15 protein-coding genes and 1 pseudogene are annotated in these 23,574 nt (G+C 57.1%); 9 read left to right on the top strand and 7 right to left on the bottom strand.

Annotated features, from left to right (window positions below; all coding sequences use genetic code 11):
• Nucleotides 1-126: 126 nt before the first annotated feature.
• Nucleotides 127-1,101 (bottom strand): zinc-binding dehydrogenase, encoded by a 975-nt coding sequence (locus VNZ60_RS03030; protein WP_325656945.1) that lies wholly within the window; start codon nucleotides 1,099-1,101, stop codon nucleotides 127-129.
• Nucleotides 1,102-1,196: 95 nt separating this feature from the next.
• On the opposite strand from VNZ60_RS03030, the gene VNZ60_RS03025 reads away from it, so the two are divergent.
• Nucleotides 1,197-2,096, top strand: coding sequence for a LysR family transcriptional regulator (locus VNZ60_RS03025; RefSeq protein WP_325656944.1), 900 nt, complete (start codon nucleotides 1,197-1,199; stop codon nucleotides 2,094-2,096).
• 60 nt (nucleotides 2,097-2,156) lie between these two features.
• Here VNZ60_RS03025 and VNZ60_RS03020 read toward each other — a convergent pair whose 3' ends face one another.
• A complete protein-coding gene (locus VNZ60_RS03020; protein ID WP_325656943.1) occupies nucleotides 2,157-2,711 on the bottom strand; it encodes a cysteine dioxygenase family protein in 555 nt (184 codons plus the stop codon).
• A gap of 281 nt (nucleotides 2,712-2,992) precedes the next feature.
• Between VNZ60_RS03020 and VNZ60_RS03015 the strand changes: the two genes are divergently transcribed.
• From VNZ60_RS03015 to VNZ60_RS02980, 8 genes are all read left to right on the top strand, one after another.
• A complete protein-coding gene (locus tag VNZ60_RS03015; protein ID WP_325656942.1) occupies nucleotides 2,993-4,438 on the top strand; it encodes a DHA2 family efflux MFS transporter permease subunit in 1,446 nt (481 codons plus the stop codon).
• 43 nt (nucleotides 4,439-4,481) lie between these two features.
• Nucleotides 4,482-4,691, top strand: a complete 210-nt coding sequence (locus tag VNZ60_RS03010; RefSeq protein WP_325656941.1) for a hypothetical protein — start codon at nucleotides 4,482-4,484, stop codon at nucleotides 4,689-4,691.
• Nucleotides 4,692-4,749: 58 nt separating this feature from the next.
• Entirely contained in the window at nucleotides 4,750-5,676 is a 927-nt protein-coding gene (locus VNZ60_RS03005) for an ABC transporter ATP-binding protein (protein ID WP_325657027.1), read from the top strand.
• Nucleotides 5,673-6,434, top strand: coding sequence for an ABC transporter permease (locus VNZ60_RS03000; protein ID WP_325656940.1), 762 nt, complete (start codon nucleotides 5,673-5,675; stop codon nucleotides 6,432-6,434). The genes VNZ60_RS03005 and VNZ60_RS03000 overlap by 4 nt, the downstream gene beginning before the upstream one ends.
• Nucleotides 6,435-6,455: 21 nt before the next feature.
• On the top strand, nucleotides 6,456-6,836 hold the full coding sequence (locus tag VNZ60_RS02995) for a hypothetical protein (protein WP_325656939.1): 381 nt from the start codon (nucleotides 6,456-6,458) through the stop codon (nucleotides 6,834-6,836).
• Between the two features lie 86 nt (nucleotides 6,837-6,922).
• A complete protein-coding gene (locus tag VNZ60_RS02990) occupies nucleotides 6,923-7,978 on the top strand; it encodes a permease (protein WP_325656938.1) in 1,056 nt (351 codons plus the stop codon).
• A gap of 177 nt (nucleotides 7,979-8,155) precedes the next feature.
• Entirely contained in the window at nucleotides 8,156-8,605 is a 450-nt protein-coding gene (locus VNZ60_RS02985; RefSeq protein WP_325656937.1) for a nuclear transport factor 2 family protein, read from the top strand.
• 251 nt (nucleotides 8,606-8,856) lie between these two features.
• Nucleotides 8,857-9,468 (top strand): GNAT family N-acetyltransferase, encoded by a 612-nt coding sequence (locus VNZ60_RS02980; RefSeq protein WP_325656936.1) that lies wholly within the window; start codon nucleotides 8,857-8,859, stop codon nucleotides 9,466-9,468.
• 61 nt (nucleotides 9,469-9,529) lie between these two features.
• Here VNZ60_RS02980 and VNZ60_RS02975 read toward each other — a convergent pair whose 3' ends face one another.
• The 5 genes and pseudogenes from VNZ60_RS02975 to VNZ60_RS25230 form a co-directional block, all read right to left on the bottom strand.
• Nucleotides 9,530-10,768, bottom strand: a complete 1,239-nt coding sequence (locus VNZ60_RS02975; protein ID WP_325656935.1) for a TolC family protein — start codon at nucleotides 10,766-10,768, stop codon at nucleotides 9,530-9,532.
• A 196-nt stretch (nucleotides 10,769-10,964) separates the two neighbouring features.
• Nucleotides 10,965-12,308, bottom strand: a complete 1,344-nt coding sequence (locus tag VNZ60_RS02970) for an HlyD family type I secretion periplasmic adaptor subunit (RefSeq protein ID WP_325656934.1) — start codon at nucleotides 12,306-12,308, stop codon at nucleotides 10,965-10,967.
• Nucleotides 12,305-14,503: a type I secretion system permease/ATPase gene (locus VNZ60_RS02965; RefSeq protein WP_325656933.1), complete on the bottom strand. Its 2,199-nt coding sequence runs from the start codon at nucleotides 14,501-14,503 to the stop codon at nucleotides 12,305-12,307. The genes VNZ60_RS02970 and VNZ60_RS02965 overlap by 4 nt, the downstream gene beginning before the upstream one ends.
• A gap of 97 nt (nucleotides 14,504-14,600) precedes the next feature.
• Nucleotides 14,601-21,986, bottom strand: coding sequence for a hypothetical protein (locus tag VNZ60_RS02960; RefSeq protein WP_325656932.1), 7,386 nt, complete (start codon nucleotides 21,984-21,986; stop codon nucleotides 14,601-14,603).
• Nucleotides 21,987-22,202: 216 nt separating this feature from the next.
• Nucleotides 22,203-22,391: pseudogene (locus VNZ60_RS25230) on the bottom strand (hypothetical protein); the annotation flags it as partial.
• Nucleotides 22,392-23,574 lie beyond the last annotated feature (1,183 nt).

Raw genomic sequence — 23,574 nt, 5'->3', positions numbered from 1 at the left:
CGCTTGCGGTGTGCGGCGCTTGCAATCGCCCATAGACCATCAGCAGTGGTGTGACTCAAGCTTGCAGTATAGATGGATATGGGCGATTGCAGATATTGACGGATTGATGGTGGCGCTTTGATAGTTCTAGCAGAGTACAACGAACTTGCCCAGCGCCTCGTTGCGTTCCATTAACTGGTGCGCAAGGGACACCTCGGAAAACGCGAAGCTGCGCGCTGGCCGCCCCCGAAGCTGTCCGTCTGCGATCAGGTTGACGATCTGCTGCATCGGCACGTCCGACAAGGGGAAGTCGCCGGAACCAAAATTGAAGCTACCGAAAAAGCTCAGATGGACCCCGCTTGGCATCTGGCTGAGCGGATTGAAATCGACCAAGGGAGCGAGACCGCCGAGGAAGCCCGCCAGGCATACTCGGCCGCCGCGCCGCGTGGCGCGCAATGAATCGAGAATGCTGCTGTTGCCCAGTAAATCCAGTACTGCATCGACTTTGCCGCCAATGGGCGCCAATGCCGCAGTCAACTCGCCGTCTGCTGTCACCACATGGTGCGCACCTAGCTTGCGCAATAGCGGTTCGCGCTCGGCGCTGCGCGTGGTGGCGATCACCTCGGCCCCCAGTTGTACCGCCATGTCGATGGCGGCCTGTCCCAGGCTGGAGCTGCCGCCCCGCACTACGAGCCGCTGCCCGGCCTTGAGCGCAAGATTGCGCTGCAAACAGGTCCATGCAGTTGCATAGGTTTCGGGCAAAGCCGCCAGCAGATCCCACGGCAGGCTGCTGTCAATCGGAATGACATTGCCTGCCGGAACCACCGTATAGTCGGCGTAGCTGCCATCAATAGTTCGGCCCATTCCGCCCATTAACGCCATGACAGTTTGTCCCTGCCGCAGCCGATTGGTGGCGTCGGCTACGACGCGGCCGACACATTCGATACCGCTGATCGCTGCCACCTCTGCCCACTCGCCGCGCCGCATGTACAACTCGGCCCGGTTCAGGCCAAATGCCCGCACTTCGATCATGACGCTGCCCGGCTGCATGGTCGGCGCCGCAACGTCGCGCACTTCCAGCACCTCCGGCCCGCCAAACTGCTTACGTGTGATTGCCCTCATTTCGATCTCCAAAGTAGGTTGAAACACCATGTTAAGATCGATCAATGTCTAAAAAAATTACTTTGTTTTTACAAAGATAGAAGGATTTGACGACAATGTCAGAACCAACGTTATTACAACTACAATGCTTCGCAGCGCTGGTTGCGCATGGCAGTTTCTCGGCCGCGGCAAGCCATCTCAATCGTACCCACCCAACCGTGCATGCCGCGCTCAAGTCGCTGGAAGAGCAACTCGGCATTGTCCTGCTCGATCGCGGCGGCTACCGGGTCGCGCTGACCGCTGAAGGTGCGGCGTTTCACGCGCGCGTGGTCTTGTTTCTGCGGCAATTCGACGAATTGAGGCGCGAAGCTGCGCAACTGGCAGCCGGCGAAGAACCCGAATTACGCGTGGTTGTCGGCGATCTATGCCCGCTGCCGGAAACGCTGGGCATGCTGCGACGATTTTTTGGGGAAAATAACGGGCTAAATACAGGTACCCGCCTGAATCTCATGGTCGAGGCCATCAGCGGCCCCTGGGAACGCCTGGCTGACGGTGATTGCGACCTGATCTTTCACCACCTCGACAAGCCAGACCCGCAAATCGAAGCAATCGCACTGTTCGAGGTAAAGTTGGTGCCGGTTGCCGCTCCGGGATTTTTTGCTGGCCAGATCAGCGATGCGCTCACGCCCGACGACATGCGCCCCTACCTGCAGTGCGTGATCAAAGATTCGAGCCAGCGTCCCTCGCAGGCCAACTATTACCTGATTGAAGGTGCACGCACATGCAGCGTCGCCGACCAGTTGATGAAACGCGAGCTCATCGTGCAAGGTCTGGCCTGGGGTCATCTGCCCATCCACCTGGTGCACGCCGACCTGAAGGCAAAGCGCTTGCTCTCGCTTGAAGGGCGGCATTTGCGAGGCGCCACGCTGCAGCACTACGCGGCACGCCGGCGCGATGTCGTCCACGGGCCGGTGGCCGAACGGCTTTGGTCTCAGTTACGTAAGCCAAGTTCCTGAGCTAGCGGGGTCGATTCAGAATTCAGAAATGTGCCATCCGGAAAGGCACGCCCGCAATCATTACCAATTGCAGGATTGCCTTTCCGGACTAGCTGCAGCAGCGGTCAGCTGTTCGCACCAGGCCTCGAATTGCGACTGTTCCAGCGGCAATTCCTGTCCCGTATGCGGATTCCACATATGGCGCCTGGCCGCAGTAAGATCGCCGCCATATACATGCAGCCCCAGCGACTTCGTCCCCAGTGGATTGCGAATCTTATGGATCGCATCCGGCGCCAGGATGATCGCTTCACCAGCGTTCACTTGAACCCGTTTCACCTTATCAATCAAACCCTTTTCGCTGCGCTCAAAGAATGCGTTTTCCTCGCAGCCGTCGGCAATTCCTATGACAGCCCAAAAACCGTGATCGTGAATCGGGGTGTTGCCGTAGGGCGGCTGGGCCAGGCTGACAATAAAAAGATCTGCGGAACGATAGACGATACGATCGATTTCCGTTTGGACAAAATCAGCGGCGTGTGCCGCCAGGACTTGTTTGACCAGAGTACGGATCTCAACCGCTCCCCCGCCATCATCGATGCACTGACGGCATCGCAATGCAAACTCATTTAACCAAGACATATGACACTCTTTCTATGAATTACAAATAAGCTACGCAAGCCGAAAAACACAGGCGAGCGTAACATTAGCGACGACCGAATGTATCGACAGTAATCCCCGCGAGTTTGAACAGAGCGACATTATTCAAACGGCAATCCGACATCGCAATCATTGCCCGCATGTCGATTTCGGCTATTCCGGTTCGACTAGGTTTCGAGGCTCGCTGCATTACGCAGCTCGACAGCCTCTTTTTGTCTCCTTGCAGAGTTGCAAAGCCACTCATCTTTGGAAAAAAATGCGATATGACTAAAAACTCTATCTCCAGCGCAACCGAACATCGCGACCGGCGCGGGCTGGCGCTGATCGTGCTCTGCCTCGGCGTGCTGATGATCGTGCTCGACACCACCATCGTGAACGTGGCGCTGCCGTCGATCAAGACCGATCTGCGTTTCTCCGACACCTCTCTGGCCTGGGTGGTGAACGCCTATATGCTGACCTTCGGCGGTTTCCTGCTGCTCGGTGGCCGGCTCGGCGATTTGTACGGGCACCGGCGGCTGTTCCTGCTCGGCATCGGGCTATTTACACTGGCCTCTCTGGCCTGCGGCTTGTCCACCACGCAAGGTTTCCTGTTGGCGGCACCCGCTGTACAAGGGCTGGCCGGCGCGGTGGTGACTGCGGTAGCGCTATCGCTGATCATGGATCTGTTCAGCGAAGCGGCCGAGCGCGCCAAGGCGATGGGAATCTACGGTTTTGTCTGTGCCGGCGGCGGCAGCCTCGGGGCGATGCTGGGCGGCCTGCTGACCGACAGCCTGAGCTGGCACTGGATTTTCCTGGTGAATCTGCCGATCGGCATCGCCGTGATCGCGCTCTCGTTGCGCTTGCTGCCGGCAATCCACAACCAGGCGCAGTCGCGGCATCTGGATGTAGCCGGCGCCGTCACTGTCACCGCCGCGCTGATGCTTGCCGTGTATGCCATCGTGAATGGCAATCAGGCTGGCTGGGCTTCGCCTCGCACGCTGAGCCAGCTCGCCATTGCGGCGGCCTTGCTGCTGACGTTCCTGGTGATCGAGACACGGGTGCGGGCGCCGCTGATGCCGCTGAGGCTGTTCCAGTTACGCAATGTCGCGGTCGCCAATGTGGTCGGCGTGCTGTGGGCGGCGGCGATGTTTGCCTGGTTCTTCCTGTCGGCACTTTATCTGCAGCTGGTGCTGGGTTACAAACCGCTGCAAGTCGGGCTAGCTTTCCTGCCGGCCAATCTGATCATGGCCGTCTTTTCCGTGGGAATTTCGGCGAAACTGGTGATGCGTTTCGGCATCCGGCGGCCGCTGGCGGCGGGTTTGTTGCTGGCGGCCTGCGGCCTGCTGCTGTTTGCGCGCGCCCCGCTCGACGGCCATTTCGTTGCCGATGTATTGCCCGGCATGATCCTGCTCGGCCTCGGTGCGGGAGTTGCTTTCAATCCGGTGTTGCTGGCCGCGATGAGTGATGTCGCGCCAGCCGAATCCGGGCTGGCTTCGGGAGTGGTCAACACCTCTTTCATGATGGGCGGTGCGCTTGGCCTGGCGGTGCTGGCCAGCCTGGCCGCCTTGCACACCGAAAATCTGCTGGCGGCTGGGAATCCACCGCTAGCCGCACTCAACAGCGGCTATCAGACAGCCTTCCTGGTGGGCGCATGTTTCGCCGCTTTGGGCGCTGCGCTTGGCGCTCTGCTCTTGCGTACCAGAACGGTGGAGAGCGCGGTGCCCGCCTGAGTGGCAATCTGTTTGTGTTTTCCCACCTTGAGGGGATATGTATATGTTTGAGAAAGAAACCAAGGAAACATCTATTGGCGAAGCTGAGTACCACATGATCGTGGCTGAATTCGATCTCCTGTGGAATCGCGCAACGACGCCGCAGGAACAGTCGCGCATGGAAAGCATGATCAAATTGATCGATGCCTTTGAGGATAGTGAAAATCGGGAAAATCAGGACGCTCCGGAGAACCCTGGCCGCTGCCAAAAATAATTTGCAATCAGGATTAGAATGCATGGCTAATCCTGCATTTACCACGATCGATAGGCTCATGCAAAACATCATTTCCGTCACAAATATTTCGAAGACCTACGCCTCTGGCTATCAGGCTCTCAAGAACGTCAACCTGGAGATTCGCCGCGGCGAAATCCTGGCGTTGCTAGGCCCTAACGGCGCTGGAAAAACCACCCTGATCAGTTGCATTTGCGGCATCCTCAATATCTCAACCGGAACGGTGCGGGTGGACGGCCACGACATCGTCAGCGGCTTCCGCGCGGCCCGTTCGCTGATCGGCCTGGTGCCGCAAGAGCTGACTACCGACGCCTTTGAAACGGTATGGGCTACCGTCTCCTTCAGCCGTGGCCTGTTTGGCAAGCCGGCTAATCCCGCTTACATCGAAAAGGTGCTCAAGGATTTATCCCTTTGGGACAAGAAGGACAACAAGATCATGACCCTGTCCGGCGGCATGAAGCGGCGGGTGCTGATTGCCAAGGCCCTGTCGCACGAACCGCAGATTTTGTTCCTCGACGAACCGACCGCCGGCGTCGACGTCAACCTGCGGCACGACATGTGGCAGCTGGTGCGCTCCCTGAGAGAGAGCGGCGTGACCATCATCCTCACCACCCACTACATCGATGAAGCCGAGGATATGGCCGACAGGATCGGCGTGATCAACAAGGGCGAGATCATCCTGATCGAGGACAAGAAAGAACTGATGCGCAAGCTTGGCAAAAAACTGCTGACCTTGCAGCTAGAGCAACCGCTGGAGCAGATTCCGCCTGCGCTTGCCGCCTACCAGCTGGAGCTGTCCAGCGACGGCAGCCATCTGGTCTATACCTACGAAAATAACGGCGAACGGGTGACCATCATTTCGCTGCTCAACGCCCTCAGCGAAGAAGGTATCCAGTTCAAGGATATTCAAACCACCCAGAGTTCGCTTGAGAATATTTTCGTCAACCTGATCAAGGACGAGCAATGAATTTCCATGCAATCCGCGCAATCTACATGTTTGAAATGGCGCGCACCGGGCGCACCCTGCTGCAGAGCATCGTCGCCCCGGTGATCTCGACCTCGCTGTATTTCGTCGTTTTCGGCGCGGCCATCGGCTCGCGCATTGCCCAGGTCGACGGCGTCAGCTACGGCGCATTTATCGTGCCGGGGCTGGTCATGCTGTCGCTGCTCACGCAAAGCATCTCGAATGCCTCGTTCGGCATCTACTTCCCGAAGTTCACCGGCACTATCTATGAACTGCTGTCGGCGCCAGTGTCGTATCGGGAAATCGTGCTGAGTTATGTCGGCGCCGCCGCCAGCAAATCGATGCTGCTCGGCCTGATCATTCTGGCCACAGCCGGACTATTCGTGCCGCTGCATGTCGAGCATCCGTTCTGGATGGTGCTGTTCCTGGTGCTGACGGCGGTGACTTTCAGCCTGTTCGGCTTCATCATCGGCATCTGGGCGGACAATTTCGAAAAACTGCAGCTGGTGCCGCTGCTGATCATCACGCCGCTGACATTTCTCGGCGGCAGTTTCTACTCCATCAAGATGCTGCCGCCGGTCTGGCACACAATAAGCTTGTTCAATCCGGTGGTGTACCTGATCAGCGGTTTCCGCTGGAGCTTCTACGGCACTGCCGATGTCAGCATCAGCATCAGCCTGACCATGACCGTTGCGTTTCTGGCCGTGTTCCTGGCGATTGTGGCCTGGATCTTCAAGACCGGGTATAGGCTCAAGTACTAAGGCGACATGAATGGATACAGTATGCACGGCAAGCTTTCGAATCTCCAACTATCCCTTTATCTGATAGGCGCGGCGGTCCTGCTGGTCGGGCTGTTGTCGGCCGGCTTGATCTATCGTGCGGCTGCGGAACAGATGAGCGCCGCCAGCAATTACCAGGTGGTGGATGGCAATGCCTATGAAGTCGCACCTGGCGCTTCGAAGGCCTATCGGCGCGATGCAGAACTGTATGGCGGCACCTCGCTGATATTGATCGCCGATTTCAATCGATGGCTGGGCAGCCTGTGGCATGGCAAACGGCTGGCGTATGTGCTGGCTATCTTTTCAATCGGCGTTGCTCTTATCTGTTTCGCCGTGGCGCGCGATCAAGTCCCGGATCACCCCGCCGATCAGCCAGAAAGATAGAAAACGCGGGCTGTGCCGGGCCGGGTTATGCTGAGCGCTTATGCTGGGTTATCATGCGCTGTTATTTTCAACAGGGTCAATTCTCCATGTACAGTCTATCCCCCCCATCCCGCGCGCAAGGCTGGTCGTTCTGGTGGAAGCCGGCGCTGTTCGTACTGGTAGCCGTGGCTGGCCTCTATTACGTCAAATGGTCACCCTACTACCTCAAATCCTTCCTGGCTGCGGACAAGCACAGTATCGGCGCTTCCATCCTCGACGATAACCATGACGCCCCCATTACTGCAGCGCTGAGCTACGCCAAAGTGTATTTCCTGGCAATCTGGAAAGCCGCGCTACTGGCGGTGATCCTGGGTTCGCTGCTGCAGGTGCTGATCCCGCGCGACTGGCTGCTGCGCCTGTTCGGCCGCGCCGGCTTTGGCTCGATATTGCGCGGCGGCTTGTTCGCCCTGCCTGGCATGATGTGCTCCTGTTGCGCGGCGCCGCTGGTGGCCGGCATGCGCCGCCAGCAGGTTTCGGTAGGCGCGGCGCTAGCCTTCTGGATCGCCAATCCGGTGCTTAACCCGGCAACCCTGGTGTTCATGGGTTTCGTGCTGGGCTGGGGCTTTACCGCCCTGCGCCTGGTAGCGGGCCTGGTGCTGGTGCTGGGCGTGTCGCTGATTGCGCAACGCATTTCCGGTCCTGAAGAAATCCCTGAGCCAGCGCAAGAAGCGGTCGCAGAAGCCAGCTCGCCCGATCCGCAAAATTTCCTGGGACGCTGGACGCGCAGCTTGTGGCAACTGTTCTGGAGCACTATTCCGGTGTATGTGCTGGCGGTATTGGCGCTGGGAGCGGCACGGGTCTGGCTGTTTCCCCATGTCGACGGCGCCATGGGCAACAGCTTGCTTTGGCTGGTACCGCTGGCCATCGCCGGCACCCTGTTCGTGATCCCGACCGCGGCCGAAATCCCCATCGTGCAGACCATGTTGGCGCTAGGCCTGGGCATGGCGCCAGCAGTGGCGTTATTGATGACTTTGCCGAGCATCAGCCTGCCGTCGCTGCTGATGCTGCGCAAGGATTTCGACGCCAAGGTGTTGGTGGCGGTAGCCTTGCTGACCATGCTGATTGGGGTGATTAGTGGCTTGGCGGGTGCTTTGTTGCTTTAAGAGCAGCAGTAGCCAAACGCTGCATTCGTTGATGCCTGCTGGTGCTATCTCTGGTGAGTGAGCCTTTCCAGATTTGGCAGGCTCGCCTGATAGGCTGCTTAAGGTTGAATCCACAGGCAACAATCGCCTGTGGATTCAACCGGTAGATGGTCAACTTACCCCGAGAAGGAGTCTTGCTTGAAGAACATATTCAAATCAGTCATCTACGCCCCATTGATTTTTCGCGCTTTAGCGATGCCTGAGTCCGCGTCAGCTGTCGAGACGAGTTCTGCCGAGGAAGTCGTCCAGAAACAGCTCGATGCCTACAATGCGCGCGACATGGATGCGTACCTTGCCGTGTTTGCGGACGAGGCTGAGCTGTTTGGATTTCCGAACACACCATCGGCGAAGGGAAAGGAGGAAATGCGCAAGCGCTATACGGCACGGTTCAGCGATACGATTTTGCATTGCATCATCGTAAAGCGCATTGTCATGGGAAACACCGTCATCGACCATGAGCGCATTCGCGTCACACTGCCCGAAGGACCGGGTGTCATGGAGGCGATCGCAATTTATGAAGTTCACGATGGAAAAATCGCCAAAGTAACATTTATTTCCGGGGAAAAAACACCCGGCGAAAAGTTATAAGCTGATGAACGGCCGATGCATCGCGGCCAGAAGCTGGCAGTCGAATATTTCCCTTATGGCAGTCGCTTGATCACGTTTTTGGTCCGCTGAGGCCGGTCTGAACCAGTAGCAGATCAAAAAATACTCGTGGCCGCATCCTAAAAATGGGGGGATTGCCGCTGCCTGCCAACGTAGTGCCCTTGCCGGCAAGCTTAATGACTATTAATGAATAGTTAGAAATGATTCGAAATAATTAGAGCCCTATTACACATATGGAAGCACTCTTAGGTCAAAGAATCAGACTGCGTCCGCTTCTCGCGTCGGATGCTGACGCCCTGGTTGAGGCTGCCGCCGACGGTGAACTTTGGAATTTGCCTTTCACGGTAGTACCTTCCGCCGCAACAGTTCAGCACTACATCCGCGTAGCGTTAGAGGGGCAGGCTGCTGGAACCGTCATGCCTTTTGTCACAGAGATCAGGGAAACCAATCAAGTGATAGGCTCCACCCGGTTCTGGAAAATCGACCGTCAAAACAGGAAACTTGAAATTGGCAGCACTTGGTTAGCGGCTTCTTGGCAAGGCACTTATGTCAATACCGAGGCCAAATTCCTTATGCTGTGCTACGCGTTTGAGGTACTCGCATGTGTACGGGTGCAATTCACGACAGACGAAATCAATGAAAAATCCCGACGCGCCATATTGCGGCTTGGGGCAAAACAGGAAGGTATCGTCCGGCATGAAAGAATCATGCCGGATGGCCGCAAAAGAAACTCTGTGCGTTTCAGCATCATTGATGATGAATGGCCAGACGTTCGTAGAAATCTGGAAGAGAAACTCTTGAATACGAAAGAATCTATCTCTTCCATTCCCCGCCTAGGGTCTTAAGCTGCCTTTCCCCAATGCCTGCTGTCAGCCCGAATCCGCCGGTGGATTGTCGCGGGGACTCTCATTGAGACACGCTTATATCTCTATGTCCCAACCCTCCACTTGCGGCCAACAGACGCAACCGGGCCGAACGCCACTCGGCCAGACAGCGTATGCGCTGCTGATGCGCATCAGCCAGCGCCGCCTGTGTACTGAGTATCTCCAGAATATCCGAAGCCCCTCGGTCAAACTTGCGCTGCACGGAGGCTAGTGCGTTTTGCGCAGATTGAAGCAGGAGCTGAGACGACTCCAGGTTGCCCAGGGCCGACTGCGCATCGGCATGCGCTTTGACCACGTCCATCTGCACCTGATGTGTGGTGTCTAGCAGATTGGCTTGCTGCTGCTCGACTTGCGCCTGTGCGCCGCTCACTTTATATTTGTTCGCAAAACCGTCGAAGATCGGAATATTCAAGGTCAACGCTGCCACTTTTTCTGTGGTGTTCACCGATGGCAAGCCCTGATTTGGCCTACCGTTTTTATACATATTTCCAGTTGCATCAATCGATGGCAGACCCTCCGATCTGATGACTTTCACTTTTTCCCTAGCCGCCTCTACCTGCGCCCTGCCAGCCACAATTGCCGGATGCTGGTCTTTGGCTTGCGCCAGCCAGGTATCGAGATCCTTGCCCATGTCGTGACTGTCATCGGCCAAATCGGGCGCCAGTTGCAGCTGTGTCTCGGCGGGTATTCCCAACACATAAATCAACATCGACATCGCTTTCCTATAATCACCTTGTGCCCGGCTTCTGTCTAAAGAAGCCCTGGCAAAGGCGGTTGTGGCTTGCAGCGTGTCGGACTGCGCACCGGCGCCACGGCTTTCCTTGCGCTGTGCGGTCTCCACCGTGCTGCGCGCGAGTTCTTCGCTCGTCAGCTTTGCCTGCCATGCCGCCAAGGTGGTTTGCGCATCAAAGTAGGCGCCGATCAAGGTTTCCAAGGTTTTTTGCAGGGTCGCGTCGTGACTGGCGAGGGCTGCGTTAAGCAGATCCGTCGCTGACCTGTTATTGGCCGCCCGTCCACCAAAATCAAACAAACGCCAGCTCACGCCAATGTTTTTTGAATTGTCGCGGACGGCAGTAGGCTGCAGCTTGGAACCAGGAAAGGTCGTACGGTCGTTGACGCGACTCAAACCGGCCGCGACCGTCGGCCAGTAGGTTGCCCTGGCTTCACCCAACGCGGCAGCCTGTACCTTAATCGCGGCCCAAGTGCTTTGCACTTGCGGATTGGCGCACAAGGCAATGTCGACAGCCTCCGCCAGCGCCAACGGCCGGTCTCTTAACTCCTGGCCGGCGCACTGTACCGGAGCACCGTCACCGGGCAAGGTCGCCCCAGTCACCAATTCCGGGGGGCGGGTCAGCAATGGGTCTTGAAGCAGGTTGCTATAGGTGATGGTTCGGCTTTGCCCCTGCACACTGCAACTGACACACCACAACAACAGAAGCAGGCCCAGACTTTTGTTTCTAGCGCTCATGCAAAGCCTCATGCTGATGCTGGACCAGGGGCGACAGTACGTATTCAATCACCCGCCGTGTACCGGTCTTGATTTCGGCATTGATCGACATGCCTGCAGACAAGGGCATATCGCGCCCTTCCACATCGATGCTCGATTTATCCAGCGTGATCTTGACGGCGTAGATCAAGCCCTTCTTTTCATCCTGGATGGCATCGCGCGACACATGAGTGACATGAGCCGGAATAGTGCCGTACTTGGTGTATTCGAATGCATCGATCTTCACTTGCGCGCTCTGGCCTTCCTGCACAAAGCCGACATCTTTATTCTCCAGAAATGCCTCGACTTCGACTTGCTTTTCCTGGGGAACAATCAGCATCAAGGGTTGGGCTGCCGGCACAGCGGCGCCCACGGTGTGCACCGTTAGTTGTTGTACCGTGCCATCCACCGGGGTGATCAGCTTTAACAACTTGCTATGCTCTCCCGCCCGTCGCTCGTCCTGGCGGCTGGCAGCACCTGTCTTGTCGCCATTGGTCAACGCGTCGTGCGCTTCTTTGCGGGTCTGGGCGATCAAGGCCTGCCGCTGATGGCTGGCGTCCGCCAGTTGCCCTGTCAGGTCAATGCGTGCTTGCTCTTTCTCCATCCAGGCGTGTTCGGAAACATCATGGTCGTGCGCCAGAATCTTGTAGTCGCTGGCACGCTGAGTAGCCAACGGCAAGTCCTGCGCATACTGCGCCATATCGCCATCCAGACGTGCCAGCTTGGCATGAAAGTCCTGCCACTGCCCCTCCAATTGGCGCTGAGCAGCTTGCCATTGCTCTGGACTGACGCCATCAACCTTGGGCATATGGGGAGCTTGCAAGCGGTCAACAGCCACAATCATGGCCTGTGAACGCGCTACCTCTAGCGCGGCCATTGCCGCGTCGCCTTGTGCCTTGTCATGCTCAGCGTCGGTGGCGCTGGCGTCCAATTCCATCAAGACCTCGCCGGCCTTGACTAATTGCCCTTCCTGCACATGCAAGGTGCGTACCACTGCGACATCTACCGAGGTGATGGTCTTGGTACGATTGGACGGCACGATCTTGCCGGTGGCCGTCACAATGATGTCGATCTTTCCCAGGATCGACCAGATGATGGCAATGGCGACCAAGGCCATCAAAATGCGCCCGGTCCAACGTGCCGTGGCTGACAGTGGCTTCTCTTGCAAGGAAAGCGCCGCAGGCAGGAACTCAGCTTCGTCCTCATTCAGCAAACCGCCGCCCATATTTTTACGCTCTTTCCAGGCATGCGCAAAGACAGCACGATAGTGTTGCCACAAGGCCGCCCACGCGGCCAAACGATGACGTGCGCTCACGCAGCTACCTCACTGACGTTATGGACTGCCGTCAGCATCGGCGTCGCCAACTGTGCCTGGCTACCCTGCTGCAATTGATACAGGTGGTGATAGATACCGTCTGGATTGCGCAGCAACTCATCGTGGCTACCAATCTCGGCAATTTGTCCACGTTCCATGACGACGATGCGATGGGCTTCGCGCACTGCTGACAGACGATGCGCAATGATGAGCACGGTGCGTCCTACACAAATGCTGCGCATGTTGTCCTGAATGATCTTTTCCGACTCGTAGTCGAGGGCGCTGGTCGCCTCGTCAAAGATCAAGATGCGCGGATTGGTGATCAGGGCGCGGGCAATGGCAATGCGTTGGCGTTGGCCGCCTGACAATCCCGTGCCGTGCTCGCCGACCTGGGTATCGTAGCCCTCGGAGAGTTCGCTGATGAACTCATGGGCGCCGGCCAGCTTGGCGGCCTGGATGATGGCTTCGATAGGCAATGCCGGATTAGATAGCGCGATGTTGTCTCGTATCGAGCGGTTAAAAAGATTGTTCTCTTGGAGTACCACGCCGATTTGATGTCGCAGCGAGGTGGTGTCGACGATGCCGATGTCCTGGCCATCGACCAGCACGCGCCCGCGATCTGGCACATACAAGCGTTGTACTAGTTTGGTGAGCGTGCTTTTACCGGAACCGGATCGGCCAACAATGCCGATGACTTCGCCTGGCTGTATCGCCAATTTCACTGTCCGCAGCACATCAGGAGTGTCGGGACGATAGCGAAACGATACCTGGTCGAATTCGATGGCGCCTTCAATTCTTGGGATCCGACTCTTCTGTCCGACGACTTCGGTACGGGTGTTCAAGATATCGCCCAACCGACTCATGGAAATACCCACTTGCTGAAAATCATTCCACAGTTGCGCCAAGCGCAGAATCGGTGACGAAACCTGCCCTGCCAACATGTTGAAGGCAACCAGTTCGCCGACCGTCATTTTGTTATCCACGACCAGGGTGGCACCTAACCACATGATGCCAGCTGTCACCAGTTTGCTCACCAGCGTCACGCCACCACTGGCAACCATCGCGATGTTATTGGTGGATAAGCCTGCGGCCACATAGGCGGCCAGTTGTTTTTCCCACTTGGCCTGCCAGCGTGGCTCCACCGCCATGGCTTTGACGGTGTCGATACCACTAATCGTTTCCACCAGAAAGGACTGATTTTCCGCGCTCTTATTGAATTTGTCGTTCAGACGCGCGCGCAAGATAGGCGTAAACACCAGCGACAGAATCAGGTACAGCGGAATCGAGGCCAATACGATCAGGGTCAGCCACACGCTGTACCACAGCATCACCGCCAAAAACACAACAGAGAAGAGCACGTCCAGTACGAGCGTCATCGCGTTGCCAGTCAGGAAGGAGCGAATATTCTCCAGTTCGCGGATGCGAGCAACTGAGTCGCCTACGCGACGTGCCTGAAAATAACTGATGGGGAGATGGAGCAGATGCCGAAACAAGCGTGCGCCCAACTCGACATCGATCTTGCTGCTGGTGTGAGAAAAGACATAGGTCCGCAGCGCCGTGAGCACAGCTTCAAACATCGTCGCGCAAATCAAACCTATGGCAATCACGTTCAAGGTTTTCATCGCATGATTGACCAATACCTTGTCCATCACCACCTGAAAGAACATGGGAGTGGCCAGGCCAATCAGTTGCAATACGAAAGAGATGAGTAGCACCTCTGTCAGGAGCTTGCGGTACTTGACCACGGCGGGAATAAACCAACTGAAATCAAAGCGTGCAATTTCTCCCGCGTAGCTGGCTTTGCTGGTGAAGAAAATGAGTTGGCCATTCCAGGTTGCCATAAAGTCGGCCATGGAAAGCACGACCGGCGGCTCGCCCGGGCGCTGGATCAGGACGCGAGGAGATTCCTTGTTGCTAGCATCTACGCGGGCGGCAATGAAGAAGCGGTCTTCATTATCAATCGCGATTGCCGGCAAAGGTGCCAGGGCCAAACGCTCTGGACTCTGCCGCACCAGTTTCGCCGACAGGCCTAACTGCTTGGCAGCAAGCAAGATCGTTTGAGCACTAAAGACTTGGCCGCCGTGCTCGTGGTGCAGTTGAGCGGCATCGGCGGCGACCCCGTGCAAGCTGGCCATCATCAGGAAAGTTTCCAGCCCACTATCGATATTTTCTTGGGTATTTCTTGGTTCGGTCATCAGAGTCTGCATGGGTTATGCCCACAACAATGCAGCCCCGTAAAGGGGCTGCATCACCGCGGGCGATTTTGCTATTTTTTCTTGTACTAAAACCTGATCAATGCCAGTTAGCCGCAATCACCGGTTGGAGTTGACTCTGGTAAGTATCCGGCAACACGGTGGCACCAGACGCCGGCGGATTGAATGACGCCATCGCGCTCACCAACGCATCAACGTTGCCGTCGGTCAGCGTCTTACCATCTGCGGCGACGATGGATTGCACATGGTTCGAAGAAGATCCATACCAGCCAGATACATCGAGCTGAAACGACGTGCCGATCACACCAATATCGAGATCATTGCCGGAACGCTGGAACCACAGCTGATCGCTATTGGCATTGGCAAACAGCAGTTCGCTTGTCCCTGCCGGAGATGCCACAACGGTCGCCTGTCCGGTGTTGGACAAGTCGCCAGCAGGAATTCCAATCACCACCGTGTCGACACCACCGCCCAGCTGAAGCGTATCAGTTCCATTGCCCAGGACGACCCGATCGATACCGCTGCCGAGCGTGACATTATTAGTGCCGCTACCCAGCGTAACCAAATCGTCACCGTTGCCAACCACGATTGAGCTGCCGCCGCTGCCGACTGTCACACTATCGGTACCGTCACCCAGCGTGACATTGTTGTGGGCGTGGTCGGCCACCACAGTCTGACCAGTCAAGACTCCAGTAGGCGAATAATTGTTGGTCGTGATATCGCCCTGACCATCGTTGGTATAGTCAGTAGCAAGGCTGCCATCTGATCTATAGCTTGTACCTCCGCTGGAGCCATCGATGTTGAATATATCCTCTCCATGGCTTCCGTCGGCATGACCCCAATCGCTGCTCAACTTAATGCCATTGGCGTCATAGTACACATCGAGGGAATTACCTTGTGCATCAAGGGTCCAGTCATAAGATCCCGTCGCACTGCCATCAGCTGCAAAATCCAGCTCAGCATAGTTGTTGCCTGAAGCATCTTGAGTGTAGGTGTAATAGCTACCGTCAGAGTTGTAGCTTATGCCGGTGCTGCTGCCGTCGGTGCTGAACGCGTCGGTGCCATGACTGCCGTCGGAGTTTGTCCAGCTATCGCTGATCATGCTGCCGTCGGTGCCGAACGCGTCGGTGCCGTGACTGCCGTCGGAGGTGGTCCAGCTATCGCTGATCTCCTTGCCGCGAACATCGAAGGTCGTCGTGAAGATGTTTCCCCTGACACCGTCAGCATAGTTGCTCGACGTGCCGTCGGCGTTCAACGTCGTACCTGAGCTGGAGCCGTTGGCGTTGTACGTGTCGCTGCCGGTCGAGCCATCGACTTTGCTCCAGCTATCGCTGATTTTGTTGCCATTGGCATCGAAGTTCGTCGTAGTAACGTCGTTCTTGCCGTCGTTGACAATGCTTCTTGACGTGCCGTCAGCGTTGAACGTGTCGCTGCCGGTCGAGCCATCGGCTTTGCCCCAGCTATCGCTGATCTTGTTGCCATTGGCATAGAAGTTCGTCGTGGTAACGTCGTTCTTGCCGTCGTTGACAATGCTGCTTGACGTGCCGTTGGCGTTGAACGTGTCGCTGCCGGTGGAGCCATCGGCTTTGCTCCAGCTATCGCTGATTTTGTTGCCCTTGGCATCGAAGTTAGTCGTAGTAACGTCGTTCTTGCCATCGTTGACAATGCTGCTTGACGTGCCGTCAGCGTTGAACGTGTCGCTGCCGGTGGAGCCATCGGCTTTGCTCCAGCTACCGCTGATCTTGGTCAAGTTCACCGTTGCCGGTTTGCTCCATACCTCGCCATTGAACGCGCTCACGCTGAAGTTGGCATGAAACCCAGCACTGGTGAACTGCAAGTTCTGCAATTGCGCTGCACTGACCAACTGGGTGTTGCCAACCGCGGGCTTGAAGTCAGAGCCACTGAGCCAGCCTCCATTCATCCCGCTAATTTTGTACCAAGTGACCGCATTGCCGCTGCTATCGGTCGCTGTGAACAGACTCGATGCTGCCACGGGTTGGCCGACATTCAGAATCGGGTCGGCTGACGTTACCGTCGTCGTGAACGGATTTTGCACCACGGTAGCGAGCTTGAGCAAATCGCCGCGCGTGAGCGTTTTCCCATCCGCGAACTGGAATTGTTCCACTCCGGCATTCGACGCGGTATCGTTCGGGCCGATCGTGTCGGGATAGACGATCAACACATTCGCCGTGCCGTAATTGAGCTGCAATACCTGGCTTCCCGGGTATTGCGGATCCGTGAACAAGCTGCAGCTCAGGTTGTCTAGCGTCACGCCGGGCGGCAACACTAGCGTATCGCTCGTTAATTTGCCGCCGTACATCACCGCCAGCGGGTCCGGGGATCCCGTGTCGTTAATGACGTCGGTGGCATCGCCCTGCAGGTTGACGTAATAAGTGTCGCCGCCGTTGCCGCCATCGATGAAATTAAAACCGGTGCCGGCCGAAATCACGTCGCTGGCATCGGTGCCGATCAGAGTGTCATTGCCGTTGCCGCCCTGGATGAAGGCGCCCAATCCCAGGCCCAAATTCAGATTGGGTGGAAGCCAGAGACCCGGAGTTGCGTCAAAGCTCGCCCAATCGGGGGCGGTATTGCTGGACGTGCCGAGATTGACATAATCGTTACCGTCGCCGGTGACGACGGTGCCGCGGAACGCGCTGCTGTAAGGACCATTCACATCCTGGCCGGTCGCCGCTGCAACGTTGATCGAGATATCGTCGTTGGTACCGGTAACGTTCTGGATCGTGAAGTTGCGCCCGACAGTCGCGGTATTGGTGGCAATCGTCTGGGTCTGGGTGACCACCCCGGTCTGGACGCGATGATAAGTTGCCGTGCCCGGCACATCGATCACCACGTCCGGGTTGAATACAACGTTACCGTTCTGGTCCGTTTTCGGCGGCATATCGACGACCGAGGCACCCGGCGGCAGCGGTACACCACTGGTACCCGGCGGCAAATGGATCGTGAACGTATAGTCGGCGCTGGCGTTGCCTTGCACCTCCTTGTACACCGGCAGCGTCGTAGTGACGGTGGTGTTGGTCTGACTGATGCTGCTCTGTTCGGACTCGGACGACGTCAGCGTGGTATTGCCATCGGCGCTCAGATCGACGCTCTTGACCCCGCCGAAGGTGTAGTCCGTGCTGTTGGCATTGCCGAATTGTTGGCCGATTCTCAGGTCAGGCAGCGTGCCGAGCGATTCACCGGCAGTGCCGCGCTTTTTAAGATCGGCGCCCAGCGCGTTGCCGAATGCCGCCCGCAAGGTGTCGATTTGGTCGTTATAAGTGCTACTGGCCTGGCTGGCCGCCACCCAGCTCGACAAGGATTGCGGCTGGTCATTCTCCGCCAGCAGCATCCACTGCGCCGGCTGTCCGTTCGGGCTGAAGAAGTTCTTGACGATGGCCGTGGTATCGCCACTTTGCGAGTTCAGGTACAAGTCGGTTCCGACCTGCACCGGCGTGAAATCGGCGAAGCTCATACCATGCGGCAGCCAGATCGCTTGCGCGCCGCTGACGTTGTCATTGCCGATCTCGGCGGTGGCGCCTTGCGTCAGCATATACGTATCGGCGCCGTGGCCGCCGTGCATCACGGTATAGCCAGTGCCGCCAACCAGCGAATCGTTGCCGTCCAGCGCCGCCAGCGTATCGTTGCCAGGGCCGCCGACCAGCAGGTCATAACCACCGCCGCCGATCAAGGATTCGTTACCGCTGCCGGCCAACAGGATTTGGTGTCCACCCATTTTGCTGATGGTGTCGTTACCGCCACCTCGAGTATTACCGGTACCGGGATGGACGCCGACGCCAGACACAGGCACCGCTGCCGCCGTCAATTGGTCCAGCGTCGCGCTGCTGCCATCGGCAAAGTTGACCGCCGTCATGTTCGACACCGCACCCCGTGCGATGGTCAGCACACTACTGCCGTCGGCGATCACGACATCGTCGTTGCTATTAAAGCTGACCGCCAAATCGCTCGCCGCGATGCCGCTGCCGAATTGCAAGGTGTCCAGGCCCTGGCTATCGGCAATCGTTGTCTGGCCGAAGCCTTGGTTGAAGACAAAGGTCGCATTGCCGGTGCCGCCGGTGAGGGTGGCATTGCCGGAACCTGCCACCATCACATCGCTACCGGAACCGCCGGCGATCACCGTGTTACCCGTGCCACCGATCATGGTGGTGGCGCCGCTACCGGCGATGAAGGTGTCATTGCCGCTGCCGCCCACCAGCGTATCGTTGGCAGTGCCGGCGATCAGGGTATCGTTGCCGCTATTGGCGGTGATCACGTCGGGCAATGCGTTGCCGGTGGCCGTCAGGTCGGCGCTGCCGGTCAGCGTCATGTTCTGTATGCCATTAGGCAAGGTGACACTCGTCGCCGAGGTGGCTGCGGTAATCCCGGTGGTCGCTTGCGCCAGCAATGTGCTGAGCGAGCCGCTGCTGCCGTCGGCAAAACTGATCTGGTCGAGCAAAGTGCTATTGGCGCCACCGCTTGCGCCGCTGCTTTTGCCTCCATTGATAATAACCGAGCCACCCTGATTATTTTGCAGCGTGACGATCAAGCTGCCGTCGGCGGCAGCCGCGGTGCTGGCACTCAAATTGGCGAGGCTGACCCCGGCCGCGAAGCTCAAGGTGTCCGCGCTGCTGCTTTTGTTGATGGTGGTCACGGTGCCAGCACCAGCGCTCACAACATATTGCGCCGATGCGCCGCCGCCGATCAAGGTGTCGTTGGCAGTTCCTGCAATCAACGTGTCGTTGCCGGCATTGGCCGTGATCACGTCGTTGACGTTGTTGCCGGTGCCACTCACATCGGCGGTGCCGGACAGCGTAAGGTTTTGTGTTGCGGGTGAACTACTCGTCGTATTCGCGAGCGTCCCATTCACCGACGAGTAGGTCGTGTTGCCCAGTGTGAATTGGGGCGACAGCAATTGCGACAAGCTGGCGACGGCGCCGTCGGCAAACGTCGCTGTGCTCAAGCCGCCTGGTGCGATAGTAACGGATCCGCCGCCGTTGAGCTTCAGGATCACGCCCGTGGTGCCGTCAGCATAGGTCCCCTGAGTCGCCGTGATATCCGCAATACCGATGCCGGCACCGAACTGCAAGGTGTCGCCGGCGCCGCTATTGGTAATACTCAGGCTGCCGCTAGCATTGTTGATTTGGTAGGTGGTGGGGCCGCTCCCGCCGAAAAAGGCATCCGTACCGGCGCCGGAAACCAGTGTGTCGTTACCGCTGCCTCCCGTGACCGAGGTGGCGTTGTCTGCGGTTCCGCCGTCGCCGGCGTAGATCATGTCGGCACCCGCCCCGCCGACCAGATTGTCGATACCAGCACCGCCGTAGATGGTCGTGTTGCCGGCCCCTGCGCTGACCTGGGTTGACATGCTGGCGTTGCCGCCGTCACCGGCGTACAGGACATTGGTTCCCGCACCACCGAAGATGTGGTCGACACCGGCACCGCCGTAGATGGTGGTGTCGCCGCTGCCAGCGTGCGCCTCGCTGTAATAGCCATTGCCACCGCCGTCGCCGACATAAATCACGTCCTTGCCATCGCCGCCGAACAGCACGTCGACGCCAGCACCGCCATGGATCGTGGTGTCGCCTTTACCAGCGACCACCTGGGTATAGTTGGTGCCTTGGCCACCGTCGCCGGCATACAGCACGTTGTTGCCCTTGCCACCCCAGATGCTGTCAACGCCGGTGCCGCCGTAGATCGTGGTGTCGCCGTCGCCGGCCTGCAGCGTGTCGTTACCGGCGCCGCCGAGCAGCGTATCCTTGCCCGTGCCGCCGATCAGCAGGTTGGCGCCGCTGCCGGCCTGCATATTTTCGTTGCCGGCGCCGCCGCGTAGCGTCTCCTGTCCAGCACCGCCGATCAGGGTGTCGTTGCCGCCTGAACCGTACACGACGCTGGCGCCGTCACCCGATTCGACATAGTTGTTGCCGGTTTCGCCGCTGGCCCAGGGATCGCCATAGGCGCCGGCGAAAATGGTGTCGTTGCCGCTGCCACCGATGATGTTGTTGTTGCCGCCCTGCCCCACTATCAGGGCATTGCCGCTACCGGCCACCACATTGTCGTCGCCAGCACCACCGCGCATCGTGAGTGTGCCGCTGCCTCCGAACACAGTACTGTTGCCCAGGCCGGAGTATATCCAGTCATTGCCACGGCTGGCATCGACGTAGTTATCGCCATTGGACAGCATCATAAAGTTGTTTCCGCTGCCGGCGTAGATCGTGTCATTGCCAATGCCTGAGATCGGGATCGTGGGTGTGGTGCCGGGACTAGCCGCCGGTTCCAGATATAACGAAGTAGCTTCACTAGTAGCAGCGGTCATGGCGGAACCTTCACCCTGAAACGTGACACCGGTTTCCTTGTTGGCGAGATTGACACCTTTGATCCAGCTATCGCTGGTCGGATTTATACCCCAGTTGGATGTGTTGTCGACCGGAATTTCGTGAGCGTTGCTGACGACGCCGTTGACGACGAAGTTAGTGCCGGCGCCCAGCACGATGGTGTTGTTACCCGAGCCGGTCAGAATCAGGTCGTTACCGTTACCGCCGACCAAGGTATTGTTGCCATCGCCTACCGCCAACAGGCTGCCTTGCTGACCGGTGGCGGTGCTGTTCTTAGATTGCGTTAGTGCGGTTTCGAGATCGACCTCGGTGTTGGCGTAGAGTTTGTTGTTGCCGTCGCCAGCTGATAGCAGGTCGTGGCCGCCGTTGCCGACGATGAGATTGTTGCCGTTGCCTGCGGTGACGAAGTCGTTAGCGCTACTTCCGGCGATATTGTTGTCGCCGCTCCCTGCGTTGGCGCCGCTTCCCGGTGCGACCAAGATAGGCTTGCCGTTGGCTTGCACTAGGTCGTTGGTCCCGTCCAGTGTGAAGAAGGTGGAGTTGATTGGGGGACTAGTGGGGTCGTTACCCCAGAAGGGGCCGTCAGTGCCGGTCAGGGCTGTTGTGTTCTTAGGGTCGGCATTTGATGTCCCATTGTAGGTAATGCTGAGCGTATTGCTTGCCGATGAACTCTCTGCTGCACCGTTCGCATCGACCAGTGTCGAGGTCAATTGCACCGCCGGTTTTTGCGATGGATCGCCGAGGTAAACCAAGCCGACCATGATATTGTCTTGACCGGCTGGGATGGTCAGCTTGACACTGCCGTTGCTGAAATCGAGCACGCCGGTGCCAGTATCGAGCTTGAATTGCGAGGCGTCGGCACCTGCCAGGGCCAGCGTTACAGTTTGCGGCTGATCGCTGACTGCCGAAACAAAGATCGTCATCCCTTGCGCGTCGCCTTGCGCTGCGACAGAGGTATTGACTGAACCGAAGTCCCCCGTGACGAATGGATCGTTCGTACCACCTGCTTCAACCGCCAACTGAGAGTTAAAGTGGATACCAAGAAAGCCAGTCCCTAGATGATTTTCTGCTTGGGCAAGGTTGAAATTTTCAATGACTAACTGATCACCGGAAGCCAAGGCACCATTGGTAATGGTCATTGTGCCGGTCTGCTGCAATACACCATTCGTTAGGCCAGGAACAAATGTGTAAGTTGTGCCATCACCGGCAGTCCACGTAAAGTTCACACCATTTCCGCTTGCGCCAGTCAGTCGCGTATCGCCAACAGAAATCGTTCCTACTCCACTACCGTCTATGATTGTGTCTTTGCCGACAGTAGCAGTTCCAGAATTATAAATTTCATATGTGTCATATGTTCCAGAAGCTGAAAGCGTGTCACCGGCGAACCCTGCTTGCAAATAATTTTGGCCTTTACCCCCCACCAAAGTATCGTTGCCAGCACCTGCAATCAACACATCATTGCCGTTTCCTCCCACCAAAGAATTATTTGTTCCACCCCCAATCATCACGTCGTTGCCGGATCTACTTTGCCCATCAGCCGACATTCCGTTTGTACTAGTCTGAACGTACCAGTTGTTGGCACTGTTGATAATGTTTGCTGCAGTAGAATAGTTACTGCCACCAAGAAGGCTGTCGACAGCGCTCTCAAGATTAGGTATAGCTCTAGATGTAAGCGACGTAGGGAGTGCAATATTACCCAAGTTAAAATTTACGCCACCATTGACGCTCGTAAGAAACTCAGCGAAAGAACCTCCTGGCTTGGCGTTTGAAAGAGAGTAATAATAATACTCAATTACGGAGGAAATGACTGCGTTTACCAAAGGAGAAGGAGCGACAGCTGATCCCTTGCTGATATGCGACAGATCGTCCGCAAATTGAATCACTGCGGCAGATGATTGATTATTCGAAGCAGCTGATGGGATACCATTCACCAGCAAGGACATAAAGTCATGGTTACTTGTTTGCAGGGACGCGGCATATAAACTTGGATCAAAGAGCGATGCTATGAGAGTGGGTAAATTGACGGTATCTTTTAAAAATTGATTTGAACCAGACTGCCTCGAAATCATGATGGCGGCATGCAGCAAAATCGAATGCAGTGTCACCGAACTGACGGCCCCACCTCCGCCAATTGACAATGGATTGTTTGTCCCATAGACGCTCAATGCTTTGCCTGCCCAGCCGAACAACTTATTTAACACCTCGCCTTGAACGTAGTAAGCAGTGACTTTAGATTCACGAGCAGCAACCACGGCAGCGTCATATATCGGCGAAATGCTGAGAGCAGAATTACCGATAAAATCTGGGTCTGAGATGTTAGCCGACGCTAACATTGCTGCGACAGCCCCAATGAAAATCGGATTTACCGCCGACGGTGCAAATGGCGCATCTGCAAAGATCGTCGTTGATTGGTTAAACCACACTCCCATGAGAGAAGCCAAGCCTGCTCCTAGCGAGTGCCCCGTGAAGGAAATCACGGTTCCCTTGGGAGCCGCCGCTTTAACTTGCTCATAATATGCGACCGCCTGAAGCAATTGCTGAGAGCCCAATCCAGATCCGAGCCCCAAGTCGGCAAGGCCATCGGACGCAGTTTGTCCTTTGTTTTGTCCCTCACCCGGGTCAGTGAGGAAATCTGTGCCCTCAAAAGCGATAACAATATTATCTCCGTTGCGAAACGAGCTTGCTGAAAATCCGCTACCGAAAGGATTGCTTGAAGTATCAGATACA

Origin of the sequence: Collimonas sp. (assembly GCF_035566375.1) — a bacterium.
Lineage (GTDB): Bacteria > Pseudomonadota > Gammaproteobacteria > Burkholderiales > Burkholderiaceae_D > Collimonas.
This window is presented reverse-complemented; position numbering and strand designations above follow the sequence as displayed.